Below are 16,762 nucleotides of genomic sequence, written 5' to 3' on the forward strand. Positions count from 1 at the left end.
GAAGAATCGGGGTGCGTGGCGCCACGGAGGTGCGGTGGTGAGACGCTGCACTTCGGTCGCGTACATATGTGGGTGGCGCGGCCCGTACGGGGAGGTGGCAGGCAAGTGGTGGATCAGCTGACGCAGCACGATCCGCGGCGGATCGGGCCGTTCGAGGTGCTGGGGCGGCTCGGCGCCGGCGGCATGGGGCTGGTCTATCTCGCGCGCTCGGCGTCCGGGCGGCGCGTGGCGATCAAGACGGTGCGCACGGAACTGGCGGAGGACCAGCTGTTCCGCGTCCGCTTCACCCGCGAGGTGGAGGCGGCCCGCGCGGTCTCGGGCTTCTACACGGCTGCCGTGGTCGACGCCGACCCGCGCGCGGCCGTGCCGTGGCTGGCCACGGCCTACGTACCCGCCCCCTCCCTCGAGGAGATAGTGAACGAGTGCGGGCCGATGCCGGCCCAGGCGGTGCGCTGGCTGGCGGCCGGCGTCGCGGAGGCGCTCCAGTCGATCCACGGCGCGGGCCTGGTCCACCGCGACCTGAAGCCCTCCAACGTCCTCGTCGTCGAGGACGGCCCCCGCGTGATCGACTTCGGTATCGCGTCCGGCGTTTCGAACACCCGTCTGACCATGACGAACGTGGCCGTCGGCACCCCCGCCTACATGTCCCCGGAGCAGGCGAAGGACTCCCGCAGCGTCACCGGCGCCAGCGACGTGTTCTCGCTCGGCTCGATGCTGGTCTTCGCCGCCACCGGACACCCTCCCTTCCACGGCGCCAACCCGGTCGAGACGGTCTTCATGCTGCTGCGCGAGGGCCCCGACCTGGAGGGCCTGCCCGACGAGCTGCGCCCGCTCATCGAGTCCCTGATGCAGATGGAGGCCACCGGCCGCCCCAACCCCGCCGACCTCCAGGCCCAGCTCGCCCCGCACCTCTTCGGCTCCGGCTCCGACGACAGCGGTACGGCGTCGGCGTGGCTGCCGGAACGGGCCGTGAGCCTGATCGAGGGACGCCGGGGCGGCCGCCCCGCCGTCAAGCCCGCCACCACGGCCGGCGGCCGCGGCCACGGCCCGTCCGGCGCCCGCGCCCCGGTCCACGCGCCCCCGCTGCCGCCCCCGCCCGCACACGACCCCGTCGTACCGGCGCCGCCCGCGCACGTCCCGGCGGTGCCCGCTCCGGCCGGCGCCCCCGACGGCGGACCGGTCCGGCTGCCGGGCGCGGCGGTGCCCATCGGGCCCGGCCCGCGCGTCGCCGACATGCGCGCCGCCGCCGTCGCCGCACCCCCGCCGGAGTCCGCCCTCGCCGCGTCCTGGTCCCGACCGCGCCCCGGCGTCAACGGCGCCGAGCCCGCGGTACCGGCCCCGTCGTCCGTGGCGGCCCCCTCCCCGGAGGCCTCGCCGGCCGGGTGGCGCCCCTGGCGGTTCCGGATGTCCAACGACGTCTGGGGCACGCCGCGGGTCGCCGAGGACCTGGTCTACGTCACCTCCTTCGAGGTGCACGCGCTGGACGTGGCCACCGGACGCCGCCGTTTCAAGACCCGGGACGTCGCCTGGTCGATGGCGGTCGCGGACGGACGTATCCACGCCTCCGACGGGCCCACCCTCTTCGCCCTGGACGCCCGGGAGGGCGCCGACCTCTGGCGCGTGCAGACCGACGCCTGGGTGTACTCGCTCCAGGCCGACCGCGGCACCGTCCTCACCGCCACCCGCGGCGGCGGCGTCCAGGCCTGGGAGGCGTCGGCCGGGCAGAAGCTGTGGGAAGTCACCGGCGCGCAGACCGACTTCGAGTCCCCCGAGGCGGGCGCCGCGCTGCACGACGGCACGGCCTACGTCTGGCAGGACGCCCGCCTGCGCGCCCTGGACGCCCGTACCGGCGACGAGAGATGGTCGTACCCGATCGGCGACGCGGCCTCCTGCGGCGGCGTCCCGGTCCGCCTCACCCAGGCGCCCGACGGCTACGTGTACGTCGCGGCCGGCACCCGGGTCCTCGCCCTGGAGGTCGCCTCCGGCCACGTCCGCTGGCACTTCGAGGCCCCCGCGGTCTTCCTGGCCCCGCCCACCTTCGTGCCGGGCCCGGCCGTGACCGGCGGCGGCGTCTACCTGGCCGACTACCTCGGCACCGTCTACGCCCTCGACGCCACCGACGGCCGCGACCGCTGGCGCATCGCGACCGAGGCCCGCTCCTCGACCGACCCGGTGCTGGTCGCCGCCGGCCACGTCCACGTGGGCAGCGGCAAGGGCCTCTACACCCTGGACGCGGTCACCGGGACGCCCAAGTGGCGCTTCCAGGCGGGCGGCGACATCGTGGGCGCGCCCGCGGTCGCCGAGGGCCGCATCCACTTCGGCTCGTCCGACCACCTGCTCTACACGCTGAAGGCCGACGACGGCCGCCTGCGCTGGAAGCTCGCCACCGGCGGCGAGATCACCGGCTCCCCGGTCGTCCGCGACGGCATCGTGTACGCGTGCAGCAAGGACCGCTGCGTCTACGCCCTGGACGCGGAGAAGGGCACGGGGACCGCCCGTACGACGTGAGGCCGTACGACGTGAGGGCCCGTGCCCGGTCGGTGACGTGTCCGTGACATCCACGCCCTAGCGTGATCTTCATGACGACACGGGGGCGAGCACTCAGGTACACGGCGATCTCGGCACTGGTGGTCCTCAGCCTGACCGGCTTCTCGACCGGCCGCCACGGCCACGGGAGTGACGGGTCGGGCGGGGGTTGCAGCAGCTCCGGCCAGGACCACGACGGCTCGTCGTCCACCTCGGGCGGCGGCGACGCCTACAAGGACGACGACGACACCTACGGCGACGACACGGGCAGCGGCGGCGGCAGCGGCGAGGTGGAGGGCGCGGTCCTGAACCTGATCACCTGCGTCATGGTGGACCAGCCGTGGTCCACCGTCGAGGTCAGCAACCCGAACGCCGTCGAGCAGACGTTCCCGGTCACGGTCCTCTTCAAGGACGCGGACGGCACGACGATCGACGAAGGCACCGAGGAAGTCACCGTCCCCCCGGACGGCGTGAGCGCGGTCCGCGTCCCCTTCGACGGCTCCGGCACCCCGGACCACTGCGAGGTGAGCCAGCCCGACCCCGTCTCCTGAACCCCGGGCACACGTCGGCCGCGGCGGCTCCCCTCCGCGCCGCCGCGGCCGATCCCCGTGCGGGAAAAGGGTCTACTTGCCGTCGCCGTCCAGGTCCAGGGCGGGCGGGGCCGGCATGGGGTTCTCCATCGTCCTGACGTCGGGCTTGGCCGGTCCGCTGGGCATGGGGTTCTCCAGCGTGGTGACGGCCCCGTCCTTCGGCGGCGTGGGCATCGGGTTCTCGAGTGTGGTGATGTTCTCGTCGGTGGCCGCCTCGCCCGTGGCCGTGGCCTTCGTGTCCTTCTGGTTCTCGCTCATGGGCTTGGTCCCTCCGCTGTAACGACGTGTGGCGAACGCCCGTCCGGGGGCTCCCCCGTGGGCCGCCGGACGGGCGTTCGGAGCCGCACCATAACTGGTCGCGCTCCGTGTCAGACCGTCTGCCCCCCGACGCGACGGTGTGACGGGTACGACAATGCCGGGGGGCGATAAACGAATGCTGAACGCCCGTCGTACGTACCGGGCTCAGGCGGCCGAAGCGGGCCTGAGCAGGGCCCTCGCCTCGCTCGCCTCCTCGGCGCCCTCCTGCTCGTACAGCCGCAGGGCCTTGCTCCAGCAGGCCTTGGCCCGGTCCGTCTGCTCCAGACCGGCCAGGGCGCGGCCCAGCAGGATCAGCACGTTGCCCTGCATGCGGTCGCCGCCGATGCAGCCGAGCGCGAGGGCCTGTTCGGCGTGCTGGGCCGCCTGCGCCGGACGCTGCGCCGCGAGGTGGACCTCGGCGATGCGGTAGTTCGTCGTGCCCTCCCACAGCCGCTGCCGGTGCGCGGTGAAGATCGTCAGGGCCTCGGAGAAGTGTCCGAGGGACTCCGTGTGCCGATCGGCCCGGTTGAGGGCGATGCCCAGCGCGTAATGGCTGTTGGCGAGCCGCACGGTCCTGCCGAACTCGGCGTGCGCGTCCAGCCCCCGCCTCGCGAAGTCGACGGCCTGCGCGACGGCGCCGGCCCCCAGGTGGGCCCGCGAGAGGTTGCACAGGGCCGTCGCCTCCGGGGGACGGTTGCCCAGGGCGCGGAATCCGTCGATGGCCCGCTCGAAGAACGGCTTGCTGTCGTTGTGCCGCCCCTGGTGCAAGCAGATGAGTCCGAGGCTGTTGGCGACCCAGCTCACCGCGACGGCGTCGTCGACGGACTCCGCGAGCCGCATGGCCAGCCGCGACTCCTCCTCCGCCTGGGGGATGCGGCCGCTCACCAACAGGACGTCGGTGAGCACCGTTCGTGCCCGCCCTTCGGCCAGGGTGTCGCCGGCGGCGCGCGTGGCCTCGCACATCCCCCTGGCGGTCGTCTCGTACTGGTGGGAGTTGGCACCGGACTCGGTGAGGTCCTTGGCGGCCCACAGGAGGTCGACGGCGCGCCGCAGCCGGGACGACGCGGACGCCTGCCGCACGCACGACAGCAGCGGCGCCGCCTCGGTGTACAACCAGTCCAGCGCCGCCGATCCCTCGGTGAACGTCAGCCCCGGGTACTCCGTCGGCTCCAGACCGTCCACCAGCCGGTCGCCCGGCCGTTCGATCGCGTACACCCCCGCCGCCGTCGCCAGGTAGAAGTCCAGCAGGCGCGACAGCGCCGCCCCCCGCTCGCTCGGCCGGTCCTCGTCCCGTTCCGCGCACGCACGCGCGTAGAGGCGGACCAGGTCGTGGAAGCGGTAGCGGCCCGGGGCCGCCGATTCGAGCAGCGAGGTGTCGACCAGGGACTCCAGGAGGTCCTCCGTGTCCTCGGCCGGGAGGTCCAGGACGGCCGCCGCCGCCGCGAGGGAGATGTCCGGGCCGTCGGCCAGGCCCAGCAGGCGGAAAGCGCGGGCCTGGGCCGGTTCCAGCTGGCCGTAGCCCAGTTCGAAGGTGGCCTCCACCGCCTGGTCGCCGGCCTGCAGCTCGTCCAGCCGGCGTCGTTCGTCCGCCAGTTTCGCGGCCAGGACCGAGACGGTCCAGGTGCGGCGGGCGGCCAGCCGGGACGCGGCGATGCGGATCGCCAGCGGCAGGAACCCGCACGCGCCGACCACGTCGAGCGCCGCCTCCCGCTCCGAGGCGACCCGCTCCTCGCCCACGATCTTCGTGAAGAGGGCCAGCGCCTCCTCGGGCGACATCACGTCCAGGTCGACCAGGTGGGCCCCGGCGAGGTCCACCATCCGCACCCGTGCCGTCACCAGCGCCGCGCAGCCGTCCGTGCCGGGCAGCAGGGGCCGGACCTGGGCGGCGTCGCGGGCGTTGTCCAGCAGGACCAGGACACGGCGGCCGTCCAGGACGGAGCGGTACAGGGCGGCGCGCTCCTCCAGGGAGTCCGGGATGGCCGAGTCGGCCGTGCCCAGGGCCCGCAGGAAGGAGCCGAGCACCGTCTCCGGCTCCGCGGGCCGCGCGCCCGCGCCCTGGAGGTCGACGTACAGCTGCCCGTCCGGGAAGGCGGCCCGCGCCTGGTGGGCGACGTGCACCGCGAGGGTCGTCTTGCCGACGCCGCCGATACCGGCCAGCGCCGAGACCGCCATCACGCGGCCCGAGGCCGACTCCCCGGAGGCGGCGGACAGTACGTCGCTCAGCTCCCGGACGAAAGCCGCGCGGCCGGTGAAGTCGGGCACCGTCGCAGGGAGTTGTGCCGGACGCACCGTGGCCGTCGCGGTCTCCGCGGCGGCCGCCGAGGGCTCGGCCAGGTCCGGGTCGGCCTGGAGAATGCGCTGCTGGAGTTCCTGGAGGCCGGGGCGCGGGTCGACGCCCAGTTCGTCGGCGAGCAGGCGGCGTGTGTCCGCGTAGACGGCGAGGGCCTCCGCCTGGCGGCCGCTGCGGTACAGGGCCAGCATCAGCAACTCGCGCAGGCGTTCGCGCAGCGGGTGCGCCGCGGTGAGCGCCGTCAGCTCCGAGACCGCCTCGGCGTGACAGCCCTGGTCGAGGTCCATGTCGAGGCGTGTTTCGAGGAGTTGGAGCCGCCATTCGCCGAGGCGGACGCGCTGCGTCTCCGCGTACGGTCCCGGCACTCCGGCCAGCACCTCGCCGTCCCACAGGGCCAGCGCCCGGCGCAGCAGGTCACGGGCGTGGCACAGGTCCCCGGCGCTCCTGGCCTTCTCGGCCGCCGCGGCCAGGTCCTGGGCCCGCGCCAGGTCCAACGCCCCCTCGGCGAGGCCCCGCACGGCGTACCCGCCCGACTCGCTGACCAGCACCCCGGGGTCGAGGACCTTCCGCAGCCGGGACGCGTACGTCCGTACCGCCGCCAGCGCCTGCGACGGCGGTTCCTCGCCCCACAGGGCGTCGATCAGCTCGCCCGCCGTGGCCGTACGGCCCTCGCGCAGCAACAGGGCGGCCAGCAGCGCGCGCTGCTGCGGGGAGCCGGTGGTCAGCGTCTCCCCGTCCCGCCAGGCGCGCACCGGCCCGAGCACACCGAAGCGCAGCGCGCCCGAATCCTCCTCTTCCGCCGGGAATCCGGGACGCCGCTGCTCCGGAACCCGCGGTCCACCGTCCATGCCGTCCCCCTAGACATCCTGAGCAACCACGTCAGTTTGCCTTGTTCATGCCGACCACGTCAGCCGTGGGAGACGCCGATCACAGGTTCTTCATCAGCTTCTTTACCCCTGCCCCTCCAACTCCACCCGTACCGTCAGCAGCCCCGTCCCGACGCCCATCGCCCGCACCGCCATGCTGTTGAAGCGGGGGAGGCGGCGCAGGCGGGCGAGCGGGTCGTCGTCGGGAAGGAGGTGGGCCGTCCCCGGGTGCCAGCGGCCGCGGATGCGCACCCGCACCCGCGGATCGGCCCGGATGTTGCGGATGTACTGCGAGCGCTCGCCGAACTCCGAGACCAGCCAGAAGGAGTCGCCCTCCCGGCGCCCGCCCACCGGTGTGCGGCGGGGGAGACCGGAGACCCGGCCGGTGGTCTCCAGGAGGGTCTGGCCGGGCAGCCGGCGCACGACGGCGTTCAGCCGGCGCTGGAAGGCCGTGACGGTCCGGTACTTCCGCTCGGGATTCGGCGGTTTCGGCATCGTGGGTCCGCGCTCCGTCTCGCTCGGGGGCCCCGCGGTCGGTCCCGGGGAGCCCGGTGGCCCCTGGAGCCTAACTCCCCAGGAAGACCGGGTTGGTGAACGCCGCCAGCGCCCCCGGCAGCGGACCCGCCGCCGCCTCGTGCCGCAGCTCCGCCCGTACGTAGGCCGCGTACGAGGCGGTCGTGCGCCACTCGACGACGCCCGCGCCGGACACCGGCAGCGGATCGCCGGTGAACAGCACGCCCTGGTCCGTGACGAGGCGCACCGTGCAGCGCGGGGCGCCCGCCACCTCCAGGCGGACGGTGACCGGGGTGTCGTCCGCCACGCGCAGCCGCTCGCCGATCCCGGCGTGTTCGCCCCGGCCGCCGGACGCGGTGAAGGACAGGGACACCTTCGACGACTCGGCCACGTACGACCGGCCCGCCCGGATGCCCTCCTGGATCGCCCCGCGGGTCAGGTCGTCGGCGAGGACGACGGTCTGCGGGCGGCCGATCACGTCGGGGGAGCGGTGGGAGTCGCTGCTGCCCATCGCCGGGATCCAGTCCCGCCGCCCGTCGCGCACCGAGGCGACCAGCATGCCGTCCCAGTCGGCCAGCGCCACCTCGTCGTCGGGCGTGTAGGCGCCGTTCCACACCTCGACCGCGTCCGCCTCCCCGAACCCGAACTTCCAGTTGCAGCCGATGCAGGTGGCGTGCGGGTGGGCCGGCACGACCAGGCCGCCGGCGCGGCGGATCTGCCGGGCGAACCGGCCGAAGCGGTTGTCGCGGGCCCGGTAGCGCCAGTCGACGAAGGTGCCGGGATCGGTGCCCAGCGCGACGACGTGGCCGTTGCGGGTGGTCACCTCCTCGCCGAGCAGGATCAGCAGGTCGTCCCCGGCCAGCTCGGCCCAGTGCGCGTGCGCCGAGTGCGTGTTGTGCTCGGAGGAGTTGATGAAGTCCAGGCCCGCCGCCCGCGCCAGCTCCGCGATCTCCGCGAGGGTGTAGCGGCCGTCGGAGTACTCGGAGTGCAGGTGGCAGTCGCCCCGGTACCAGGCGCGGCCCCGGCCCCCGGCCCGCTCGGGCGGGTACACCGGCCGCGGGGTCTCGCCCTCCTCGCCGTAGGTCAGCGTGATCGTGATCTCGTACGACAGGCCCTGCGGGGCCACCGTGTACGGGCCGAGCGCGATGTGCCAGGTGCCCGCCCGCACCGGCCCCGGGACATAGCCCGGCGTGGCGGCGTCCGCGCGGACGAAGAACTCGGTGCGCGCCCCGCCAGACCAGCCGCGGAAGCCCCGGCCGCCCAGGTCGGTGCCGCGCTCGTCGAAGAGGCCGATGTCGAGCGCGTTGCCCTGGGTACCGGCCGGGACGGTGGGACGGTCGTAGGTGTAGGCGACGTGGATCTCGCGCACGCCCCGGGGGACCTTGACCGGGACGTACACGAAGTCGGGGGAGCCGGGCGGCAGGGTGCCGCGTACGGTCCTCGTCCGCGGGCCCGTACCGCCCGCCGCTGAAGCGAAGCTCACGGTCGCCAACGTAAGCGCGGCGGCGGCTCCCGTCACGAACACCGCGCGTCTGCCGATCCCGGCGTGTTTCTGCTCGTGGTCGTCCTCGCACATGCTGCTGCTCCCCAGGTGTCGTCGATGACATGGCATGGGTGGTGCAGGGGTTGGTGCGTGCAACCCTCGTATTGAGCCGTGAACTGCGGGGCAAGGGAAGGGGGGAGACGGATGGAGGACCGGAAACCGTGCGGTGGGCCGGCGGGACGGGGCACCCGTGCTGATCACGCCGCTCGTATGCTCGAAGGATGACGACTTCCGCGACCTCCGGAACCGGACCCGCCGACCCCGCAGGGCCCACCGAGAACTCCATGCGTCGCGCCCTCAAACGCGCCCGGGACGGCGTCGCCCTCGACGCCGCCGAGGCCGCCGTGCTGCTCCAGGCGCGCGGCGAGCACCTCGACGCCCTCACCGCGTCGGCCGCCCGGGTCCGGGACGCGGGCCTGGAGGCCGCCGGGCGGCCCGGCGTCATCACGTACTCGAAGAGCGTCTTCGTTCCGCTGACCCGGCTGTGCCGGGACAAGTGCCACTACTGCACCTTCGTCACCGTCCCCGGCAAGCTGCGCCGGGCAGGCCACGGGATGTTCATGTCCCCGGACGAGGTGCTCGACATCGCGCGCAAGGGCGCCGCCCTCGGCTGCAAGGAAGCCCTCATCACCCTCGGCGACAAGCCCGAGGACCGCTGGCCGGAGGCCAGGGAGTGGCTGGACGCGCACGGGTACGACGACACGATCGCCTACGTCCGCGCCATCTCGATCCGCATCCTGGAGGAGACGGGGCTGCTCCCGCACCTCAACCCCGGCGTCATGACCTGGACGGACTTCCAGCGGCTCAAGCCCGTCGCACCCTCCATGGGCATGATGCTGGAGACCACCGCGACCCGCCTGTGGTCCGAGCCCGGCGGCCCGCACCACGGCTCGCCGGACAAGGAGCCCGCCGTACGCCTGCGCGTCCTGGAGGACGCCGGACGCTCCTCGGTCCCCTTCACCTCCGGCATCCTCATCGGCATCGGCGAGACGTACGAGGAGCGGGCCGAGTCGCTCTTCGCGCTGCGCAAGGTCTCCCGCGCCTACCACGGCATCCAGGAACTGATCATCCAGAACTTCCGCGCCAAGCCCGACACGGCGATGCGCGGCATGCCGGACGCGGAGCTGGACGAGCTGGTCGCCACGGTCGCCGTCGCCCGGCACATCATGGGCCCCTCCGCCTGCCTCCAGGCCCCGCCCAACCTGGTGGACGCGGAGTACGAGCGGCTGATCGGCGCGGGCATCGACGACTGGGGCGGCGTCTCCCCGCTCACCATCGACCACGTCAACCCCGAGCGCCCCTGGCCGCAGATCGACGAACTCGCCGCCAAGTCCCGGGCGGTGGGCTTCGAACTGCGGGAACGTCTCTGCGTGTACCCGGAGTTCGTGCAGCGCGGCGAGCCCTGGCTGGACCCGCGGCTGCGCCCGCACGTGGCGGCGCTCGCCGACCCGGAGACGGGCCTGGCCCGCGAGGACGCGGTGGTCGAGGGGCACGCGTGGCAGGAACCGGACGAGGCGTTCACCGCCACCGGCCGCACCGACCTGCACGCCACCATCGACACCGAGGGCCGTACGTCGGACCGCCGCGACGACTTCGACGAGGTGTACGGCGACTGGGGCGCCCTGCGCGAGGCCGCCGCCCCCGGCATGGCCCCCGAGCGCATCGACACCGACGTGCGGGCCGCGCTGGCGACGGCGGCCGACGACCCGACGAAGCTGACGGACGCCGAGGCCCTCGCCCTCCTGCACGCCGACGGCCCGGCGCTGGACGCCCTGTGCGGCATCGCCGACGACGTGCGCAGGTCGGTGGTCGGCGACGACGTGACGTACATCGTCACCCGCAACATCAACTTCACCAACGTCTGCTACACCGGCTGCCGTTTCTGCGCCTTCGCCCAGCGCCGCACCGACGCCGACGCCTACACGCTCTCCCTGGACCAGGTCGCCGACCGCGCCCAGCAGGCGTGGGAGGTGGGCGCGGTCGAGGTCTGCATGCAGGGCGGCATCCACCCCGACCTGCCCGGCACGGCGTACTTCGACATCGCGCGGGCGGTGAAGGCCCGGGTCCCCGGCATGCACGTGCACGCCTTCTCGCCGATGGAGGTCGTCAACGGGGCCACCCGCACGGGGATGTCCATCCGCGAGTGGCTGGGCGCGGCCAAGGAGGCGGGCCTGGACTCGATCCCGGGCACGGCGGCGGAGATCCTCGACGACGAGGTCCGCTGGATCCTCACCAAGGGCAAGCTGCCCACGGCGACGTGGATCGAGGTCATCGAGACGGCCCACGAACTGGGCATCCGTTCCTCCTCCACGATGATGTACGGCCACGTCGACCAGCCCCGCCACTGGCTGGGCCACCTGCGCACCCTCGCCGGGATCCAGCAGCGCACGGGCGGCTTCACGGAGTTCGTGACGCTCCCCTTCATCCACACCAACGCGCCGGTGTACCTGGCGGGCATCGCGCGGCCCGGACCCACCCTCCGGGACAACCGCGCGGTAACCGCGATGGCCCGCCTCCTCCTGCACCCCCACATCCCCAACATCCAGACAAGCTGGGTGAAACTGGGCGCGGAGGGTGCGGCGGAGATGCTCCGCTCCGGCGCCAACGACCTGGGCGGCACCCTCATGGAGGAGACGATCTCCCGCATGGCGGGCTCGTCCTACGGGTCGTACAAGTCGGTCAAGGACCTGATCGCGGTCGCCGACGCGGCGGGCCGCCCGGCCAGGCCGCGCACCACCCTGTACGGCCCGGTCCCCGAGGAGCGGCAGCGGGCGGCGCGGGACTCGGACGGCCACCTGCCGGAACTGCTGCCGGTCCTGGACTAGCGGCTGCCGCGCAGGGCACCAGCCCTCAGACGACGTCGAACTCGTTGCCCTCGGGGTCCTGCATGGCGGTGGCGTAGAACCCCGTGTCCGGCTCGTTCTTGATCCGCAGCACGGTGGCACCGGCCTCGACCAGCCGCTCCACCGTGCTCCTGACCCGCTGCGCGCGGACGTCCGGCGGGACGTCACGGCCCCCGCCGACCTTCAGGTCGAAATGCCAGCGGTTCTTGGCGGTCTTCGGCTCCGGAACCTGCTGGAACCACACCCTCGGTCCGTGTCCCGCGGGATCGACGATCGACTCCGGAATGTCCCCGGCACCGGCCGGCAGCTCTTCCTCGGGCACCCCGATCGCCGCCCAGTAGGCACGCCACGTGGTGTGCCCGCTCGGCGGAGGCTCGGGAACGTAGCCCAGGGCCTCGGCCCAGAAGGTGACCATTGCCTGCGGATCGGAGCAGTCGACTGTCAGCTGCACTGTCATCTCCATCGCGGGAGCATCCCAGACGGGTCTGACAGTCGGCCCTCTCTCGCGGCGGGCCCTGGGCGGGGGCGCGCGCTTCGGGAGTGCCGCGGGTGCGCAGTACGATGATCGGGCCCCCGGTGTGTCGGGGTTCTCGTAGCTGAGGAGATGCGTGCCCGTGCCTGCCCGACTTCCCTCATGGGCGTGGGTCTCCGGTCTGACCGTGGGCGCGATCGCGGCGGTGACCGTCCTGGCCGTGCAGGCGGACCAGGGGCCCCACCCCACCGCCGTGGCGACGAAGCCGAAGCCGTCGGCGTCCGCGGACGCGCACCCCACGCCGAAGGAGACCGCGCCGGCCCCGGTACCGGCGGATTCCGGCACCGGGCGGCGCGTCGTCTACTCGGTCGGCAAGGACCGGGTGTGGCTGGTCGACGCCAGCGACGCCACCCGGCGCTCCTTCAAGGTGTGGCCGGGCACGGTCGACCCCGATCCGGGCAAGTACAGCGTCGGCACCCGCCGCCAGGACCCGACGACGGGATCCGACGGGGTCCGGGTCGAGCAGATCATGTACTTCACCCAGGAGGACGGCGTCTGGGTCGCCTTCTCCAACGCCGTGGACGGCTCCTCCCCGCCGCCGCCCGCCGACGGTGCCAGGACGGGCGGCATACGGGTGCCCAAGGCGGACGGGGACGCACTCTGGGAGTTCGGCACGTCCGGCACGACGGTCACTGTGGTCGCCTAGCCTCCGCCTCGCCGGACGGCAGATGCGCCACGATCAGCACGACGCCGCTGAACAGCAGCACCCGCGTCGCCGCGTCCAGCCCGTTCCAGTCCTCCGACTGCCACATCGCGAACCACTCCCCGCCGATCGCGAGGAACCCGGCGCCGAAGAGCAGCATCAGCATGAGCGTGCCGTACGTGGTGAAGCGCCGCGCGGGAGCGTGCTGCCGGCGTATCCAGAGCCAGGTCGCCCAGATCAGCACGAGCGCTGCCGCGGTCTCCCACACGATGATCGCCACATAAGCGGTGTCCTGAAGACCCTTGCTCGTGATCGCCCGCCACATCAGGTCGTCGTCCTTGAACGTCGTGTCCATCGCGAGGACGTGATGCACGTACTGCTGGTTGTTGTCGAAGTCCGTGATGTTCCCGAGGGCCACGAGGGCGATGTACAGGGCGAGGACCGCGGTGAGCACGGTGGACGCGAGTAAAAGGGTGCTGCGGGGGATGTTGGTCATGGCAGCACTATTGCGAAGTCGGAGCCGCCACGCGTGGGTAGGGTCGAGAACGTGATCTCTCCGAGGCGCTCCGCCCACCAGCTGCCGGGCGACCCGCGCCGGCTGAACCTGGAGTACCGGACGTGGCACTTCGTCGGCTCGGAGGGGGACGAGAACGGCTTCGACGAGTGGCACGTGTCCGTCCGGTCGAGCCGGTACCTGGACCGCCCGAAGTGGTCCGCGAAGAAGACCGTCCAGCACGAGATCGGCTCGATGAGGCTCTTCCGCCTGCGGATGGACGAGCGGTTCAGCCCGTTCCCGTTCTCCGACGCGGAGGCCTACGACACGGACCTGTCCAACCTGGTCCTCGGCGTCTACGACCTCGGCCGGGGCGGCTACGCCCAGGAGTTCCGGGACGAGATGACGACCTGCGACGGCGACCTGCTCGTCCTCTTCGACATGCGACTGGACGAGGCCTGGCGGGGCTTCGGACTGGGGCCGGTCCTCGCGGCCGAGGCCGTCTGGACCCTGGCCGACGGCTGCAGCGCGGTTCTCGCGGCCACCCACCCCACGGAGTTCCCGGACCGCCCCATGGGCGAGGCCGAGTACCGGCGGGCCGGCGAGAAGATCGCCGCGCTGTGGGAGGGCGTCGGCTTCCGGCGCCGTGCCATGCCCCTCGGCCACCTCCTGGACCCCAGGACCGAGGAGGCGCGGGACCTGAGGAACGAGCGGCGCGGGGACCTCGACGCGCTCGCCGACGCGTGGCGCGCGTCGCTGAGCCGCTGAACCCGGCCCGCACCTTCGTGGCGGACCGGGCCCGGGCGCGTGGCCGCTACTCGCAGACGGCCGTGTCCACCACGTCGAAGACGTGCTGGTGGGCCGCCATCATGTCGGCCGGCTCGGCGGCCACCGAGCTGGACAGGGCCGTGGTCGCCACCGTGGCCGCGCGGCCGTCCTGGGTGGCGCCGCCGTAGGTCTCGTAGCCGTGGATGGAGCCGCCGTGGCCCCACAGCTGAACGCCGCAGGACAGGGGGGTGCGGAAGAGGCCCAGGCCGTATCCGGTGCCGGGCGCGGGGGCGCCCTCGGTCACCGGGACCGTGGTCTGCATCTCCTTCAGTTCGGCGGCCTCCAGGACCTCGCCGCCGAGCAGGGCGGAGAAGAAGCGGTTGAGGTCGCGCGGGGTGGTGACGAGCTGTCCGGCGGCCCAGGCCTGGGACGGGTCGAGGCGGGTGATGTCCTCCAGCGGTGCGCCGGGGGTGGCCGCGGCGTAGCCCTTGGGTCGGGCGCCGCGGATGCCGCGCTCGCCGGCGCCCGGCCAGTAGGTGTCCTTCAGACCGAGGGGGCGGATGACGCGTTCGGTGATCTCCTCGCTGAAGGGGCGGCCCGTGACCTTCTCGACGAGCAGGCCCGCCAGGACGTAGTTGGTGTTGCTGTACTGCCACTTCGCGCCGGGCTCGAACGCCGCCTTCTGGCTCAGGGCGAGGTCGATCAGGTCACGCGGGTTGTAATACGTGTCCTGCACCTTGAAGGGGTCCAGGCCCAGCGTCTGGACGTAGTCGGGCAGGCCGCTGGTGTGCTGGAGCAGGTTGCGCACGGTGATCCGGCCGCCGTCGATGCCGTCGCCGTGCACGAGGCCCGGCAGGTAGGTCTCGATCGGCTCGTCCAGCTTCACCTTGCCCTCGCCGACCAGCTGGAGCACGACCGCCGCGGTGAAGGCCTTGGTGTTGCTGCCCGCCCTGACCTGGCCGTTGACCGGCACGGACGCGCCGGTCGCCAGGTCGCCGGTGCCCGCCGTGTAGTCGCGGACGCGTCCGTCACGTCCCTGGTCGGCGACCAGCGCGGCGGGGAAACCGTCCTCGCGGACCAGGTCCTTCGCGCCCTCCCGCACCGCGTCGCGATGACCGGGGTGGCCCGGGGTGCCGTAGGCCAGGGAACCGGTCGCGGCGAGTCCGCCGCCCAGGACCGCGAGCGCGGCGACCACCGACAGCACGCGCCCGCGCTGCTTCCTCGGCTTGGACGGGACGGAGGCGGGGAGACGAACGGACACGGGATTTCCTCTCAACAAGGCTGCTCTCGGAACGCCTTGAGCCTTTCGCGAACCGGCCGCCCGCTCGATGGGGCCAGGCGGCGGAACCGGGGTGTACCTTCCTCCACCTCCGGCCGTGAGCGTTTCCACACTGATCCCGCCCGTTGTGGCCCTGAACCGACCGTCCGCGTTCGCATACAGTGCTGGACGTCGTACGTACGGACAGTGGTGTGGACAGTGCCGAGGGGAGGTCCAGGTGGGCGGGACAGCCGGCGCCGTCTGGGGGCGTGCCGAGCAGCAGGACTTCCGCAGCCGGGTGCGCGGGACGCTGCTCGGCGTGGCCGTCGGGGACACCCTGGGCGCCCCCGTCGACTCCCTCGCCCTCGACGCGATCCGGGAGGCCCACGGCCCCGAAGGCCTGTCCGACCTGGCGCCCGCCCACGGCCGGCGCGGTGCCGTCACCCACCTCACCCAGCTCACCCTGTTCTCCGTGGACGGGCTGATCCGGGCCCAGGTACGGCGCGACACCGGCGCCTGGCATCCGCCGACCGACCTGCACCGGGCCTACCGGCGCTGGGCCGCCACCCAGCGCGACTGGGGGCCCGACCTGCGGCGCAAGGACGACGGCTGGCTGGCCCACGAGGAGTGGCTGTACGTCCGCCGGGACGCCCCGCGCGCCCTGCTGCTCGGTCTCGGCGACGAGACGATGGGCACCCCCGAGGCGCCCAAGAACCCCGGCGAGCGCGGCCCCGAGGCCGCCGCCCGCTCGGCGCCGTTCGGGCTCCTGGTCGGCTGGGAACCGCAGTTGGTCGCCCAGCTCGCCGTGGAGTGCGCGGCGCAGACCCACGGCCACCCCACCGGCTACCTGGCGGCGGGCGCGTACGCCGTGATCGTGCACGGGCTGGCGCGCGGCGAGAGCCTGGACGCCGCGGTGCAGCGGGCCCTGGCGCTGCTCGTCGCCCGGCCGGGGCACGAGCCCGTGACGGACGCCCTCCAGCATGCACTGGGCGCGGTACGGCAGGGACTGCCGACCCCGGCGCGGGTGACCGAGCTGATCGGCGCGGGCACGGGGGAGGGTCTGGTCGCCGCCGCGGTGTACTGCGCCCTCGTCGGCGAGGACGTACGGCACGGGCTGCGGCTCGCCGTGAACCACGACGGCGCCTCGGCGGCGGCCGGCGCGCTGACCGGCGGCCTGCTCGGCGCCCTGCACGGCGAGACGGCGCTGCCCCCGGCCTGGCTGGCCGAGCTGGAGGGCCGCCCGACCGTCCTGGAACTGGCCGACGACTTCGCCATGGAGATGACCCAGGGCCCCGCCCTCCACGGCCCGGCGGGCTCGTCGCCCGGCTGGCTGACGCGGTACCCGCGGGGCTAGGGCCTGTCCGGCGGATCATGCCGCAGACGCGGGGTCTGGCACGTGCATCTGCGGCGTTGTCGTCGGTTGCCAGGGCTCCGCCCTGTCGCCCTCCTCCGCCTTGCAGCTGCACACACCAGACTCCGCTCACCAGCGTCGACGAAGTACCGCTTCTTTCCTGCGACCTGATCCGCCGGACAGGCCCTGCCCCGGCACAACCGTCAGGTTTCGAGAAGCGGTGGTCCGTGGGCCCCGGCTAGCGTGGCT

At 73.4% G+C, this 16,762-nt stretch carries 13 protein-coding genes; 6 read left to right on the forward strand and 7 right to left on the reverse strand.

The annotated features are described in order from the left end of the window. Window positions 1–105 precede the first annotated feature (105 nt). Together afsK and ACZ7MF_RS01430 are read left to right on the forward strand one after the other, a co-directional pair. Window positions 106–2,508, forward strand: a complete 2,403-nt coding sequence (gene afsK, locus ACZ7MF_RS01425; protein WP_471473852.1) for a protein serine/threonine kinase AfsK — start codon at window positions 106–108, stop codon at window positions 2,506–2,508. A 71-nt stretch (window positions 2,509–2,579) separates the two neighbouring features. Then, window positions 2,580–3,077 (forward strand): hypothetical protein, encoded by a 498-nt coding sequence (locus ACZ7MF_RS01430; protein ID WP_471473854.1) that lies wholly within the window; start codon window positions 2,580–2,582, stop codon window positions 3,075–3,077. 72 nt (window positions 3,078–3,149) lie between these two features. Here ACZ7MF_RS01430 and ACZ7MF_RS01435 read toward each other — a convergent pair whose 3' ends face one another. The 4 genes from ACZ7MF_RS01435 to ACZ7MF_RS01450 form a co-directional block, all read right to left on the reverse strand. Continuing rightward, window positions 3,150–3,374: a hypothetical protein gene (locus ACZ7MF_RS01435; RefSeq protein ID WP_471473855.1), complete on the reverse strand. Its 225-nt coding sequence runs from the start codon at window positions 3,372–3,374 to the stop codon at window positions 3,150–3,152. 204 nt (window positions 3,375–3,578) lie between these two features. Then, the gene (gene afsR / locus ACZ7MF_RS01440) at window positions 3,579–6,551 is read right to left on the reverse strand and encodes an SARP-family global regulator AfsR (RefSeq protein ID WP_471473856.1); all 2,973 of its coding nucleotides are present in this window, start codon (window positions 6,549–6,551) and stop codon (window positions 3,579–3,581) included. Window positions 6,552–6,653: 102 nt separating this feature from the next. Beyond that, window positions 6,654–7,064: a nitroreductase family deazaflavin-dependent oxidoreductase gene (locus ACZ7MF_RS01445; protein WP_356855624.1), complete on the reverse strand. Its 411-nt coding sequence runs from the start codon at window positions 7,062–7,064 to the stop codon at window positions 6,654–6,656. A gap of 70 nt (window positions 7,065–7,134) precedes the next feature. Then, complete coding sequence (locus ACZ7MF_RS01450; RefSeq protein WP_471473858.1) at window positions 7,135–8,658, reverse strand: CehA/McbA family metallohydrolase; 1,524 nt, start codon at window positions 8,656–8,658, stop codon at window positions 7,135–7,137. A gap of 188 nt (window positions 8,659–8,846) precedes the next feature. On the opposite strand from ACZ7MF_RS01450, the gene ACZ7MF_RS01455 reads away from it, so the two are divergent. Continuing rightward, window positions 8,847–11,450 (forward strand): bifunctional FO biosynthesis protein CofGH, encoded by a 2,604-nt coding sequence (locus ACZ7MF_RS01455; protein ID WP_471473859.1) that lies wholly within the window; start codon window positions 8,847–8,849, stop codon window positions 11,448–11,450. Window positions 11,451–11,475: 25 nt separating this feature from the next. Here ACZ7MF_RS01455 and ACZ7MF_RS01460 read toward each other — a convergent pair whose 3' ends face one another. Continuing rightward, a complete protein-coding gene (locus ACZ7MF_RS01460; RefSeq protein ID WP_471473860.1) occupies window positions 11,476–11,931 on the reverse strand; it encodes a VOC family protein in 456 nt (151 codons plus the stop codon). A 151-nt stretch (window positions 11,932–12,082) separates the two neighbouring features. On the opposite strand from ACZ7MF_RS01460, the gene ACZ7MF_RS01465 reads away from it, so the two are divergent. After that, window positions 12,083–12,646 (forward strand): hypothetical protein, encoded by a 564-nt coding sequence (locus ACZ7MF_RS01465; protein ID WP_471473861.1) that lies wholly within the window; start codon window positions 12,083–12,085, stop codon window positions 12,644–12,646. Here the strand turns inward: ACZ7MF_RS01465 and ACZ7MF_RS01470 are convergent. After that, window positions 12,630–13,139, reverse strand: coding sequence for a DUF2165 domain-containing protein (locus tag ACZ7MF_RS01470; RefSeq protein ID WP_471473862.1), 510 nt, complete (start codon window positions 13,137–13,139; stop codon window positions 12,630–12,632). The genes ACZ7MF_RS01465 and ACZ7MF_RS01470 overlap by 17 nt on opposite strands. A gap of 51 nt (window positions 13,140–13,190) precedes the next feature. On the opposite strand from ACZ7MF_RS01470, the gene ACZ7MF_RS01475 reads away from it, so the two are divergent. Next, window positions 13,191–13,904, forward strand: a complete 714-nt coding sequence (locus ACZ7MF_RS01475; RefSeq protein WP_471473863.1) for a hypothetical protein — start codon at window positions 13,191–13,193, stop codon at window positions 13,902–13,904. Window positions 13,905–13,950: 46 nt separating this feature from the next. On the opposite strand, the gene ACZ7MF_RS01480 is transcribed toward ACZ7MF_RS01475, so the two are convergent. After that, window positions 13,951–15,165, reverse strand: coding sequence for a serine hydrolase domain-containing protein (locus tag ACZ7MF_RS01480; RefSeq protein ID WP_471473864.1), 1,215 nt, complete (start codon window positions 15,163–15,165; stop codon window positions 13,951–13,953). 235 nt (window positions 15,166–15,400) lie between these two features. Between ACZ7MF_RS01480 and ACZ7MF_RS01485 the strand changes: the two genes are divergently transcribed. Beyond that, on the forward strand, window positions 15,401–16,516 hold the full coding sequence (locus ACZ7MF_RS01485) for an ADP-ribosylglycohydrolase family protein (RefSeq protein WP_471473865.1): 1,116 nt from the start codon (window positions 15,401–15,403) through the stop codon (window positions 16,514–16,516). The last annotated feature ends 246 nt before the right edge of the window (window positions 16,517–16,762 follow it).

The sequence above is a fragment of the Streptomyces sp. NPDC111628 genome (assembly GCF_055635195.1).

Bases quoted from the DNA above. Each gene is read 5' to 3' on its own strand.
- ACZ7MF_RS01455 (WP_471473859.1), top strand. From the start codon at position 8,847: ATGACGACTTCCGCGACCTCCGGAACCGGACCCGCCGACCCCGCAGGG.
- ACZ7MF_RS01470 (WP_471473862.1), bottom strand. From the start codon at position 13,139: ATGACCAACATCCCCCGCAGCACCCTTTTACTCGCGTCCACCGTGCTC.
- ACZ7MF_RS01445 (WP_356855624.1), bottom strand. From the start codon at position 7,064: ATGCCGAAACCGCCGAATCCCGAGCGGAAGTACCGGACCGTCACGGCC.
- ACZ7MF_RS01450 (WP_471473858.1), bottom strand. From the start codon at position 8,658: ATGTGCGAGGACGACCACGAGCAGAAACACGCCGGGATCGGCAGACGC.
- ACZ7MF_RS01460 (WP_471473860.1), bottom strand. From the start codon at position 11,931: ATGGAGATGACAGTGCAGCTGACAGTCGACTGCTCCGATCCGCAGGCA.
- afsR (WP_471473856.1), bottom strand. From the start codon at position 6,551: ATGGACGGTGGACCGCGGGTTCCGGAGCAGCGGCGTCCCGGATTCCCG.
- ACZ7MF_RS01430 (WP_471473854.1), top strand. From the start codon at position 2,580: ATGACGACACGGGGGCGAGCACTCAGGTACACGGCGATCTCGGCACTG.
- ACZ7MF_RS01435 (WP_471473855.1), bottom strand. From the start codon at position 3,374: ATGAGCGAGAACCAGAAGGACACGAAGGCCACGGCCACGGGCGAGGCG.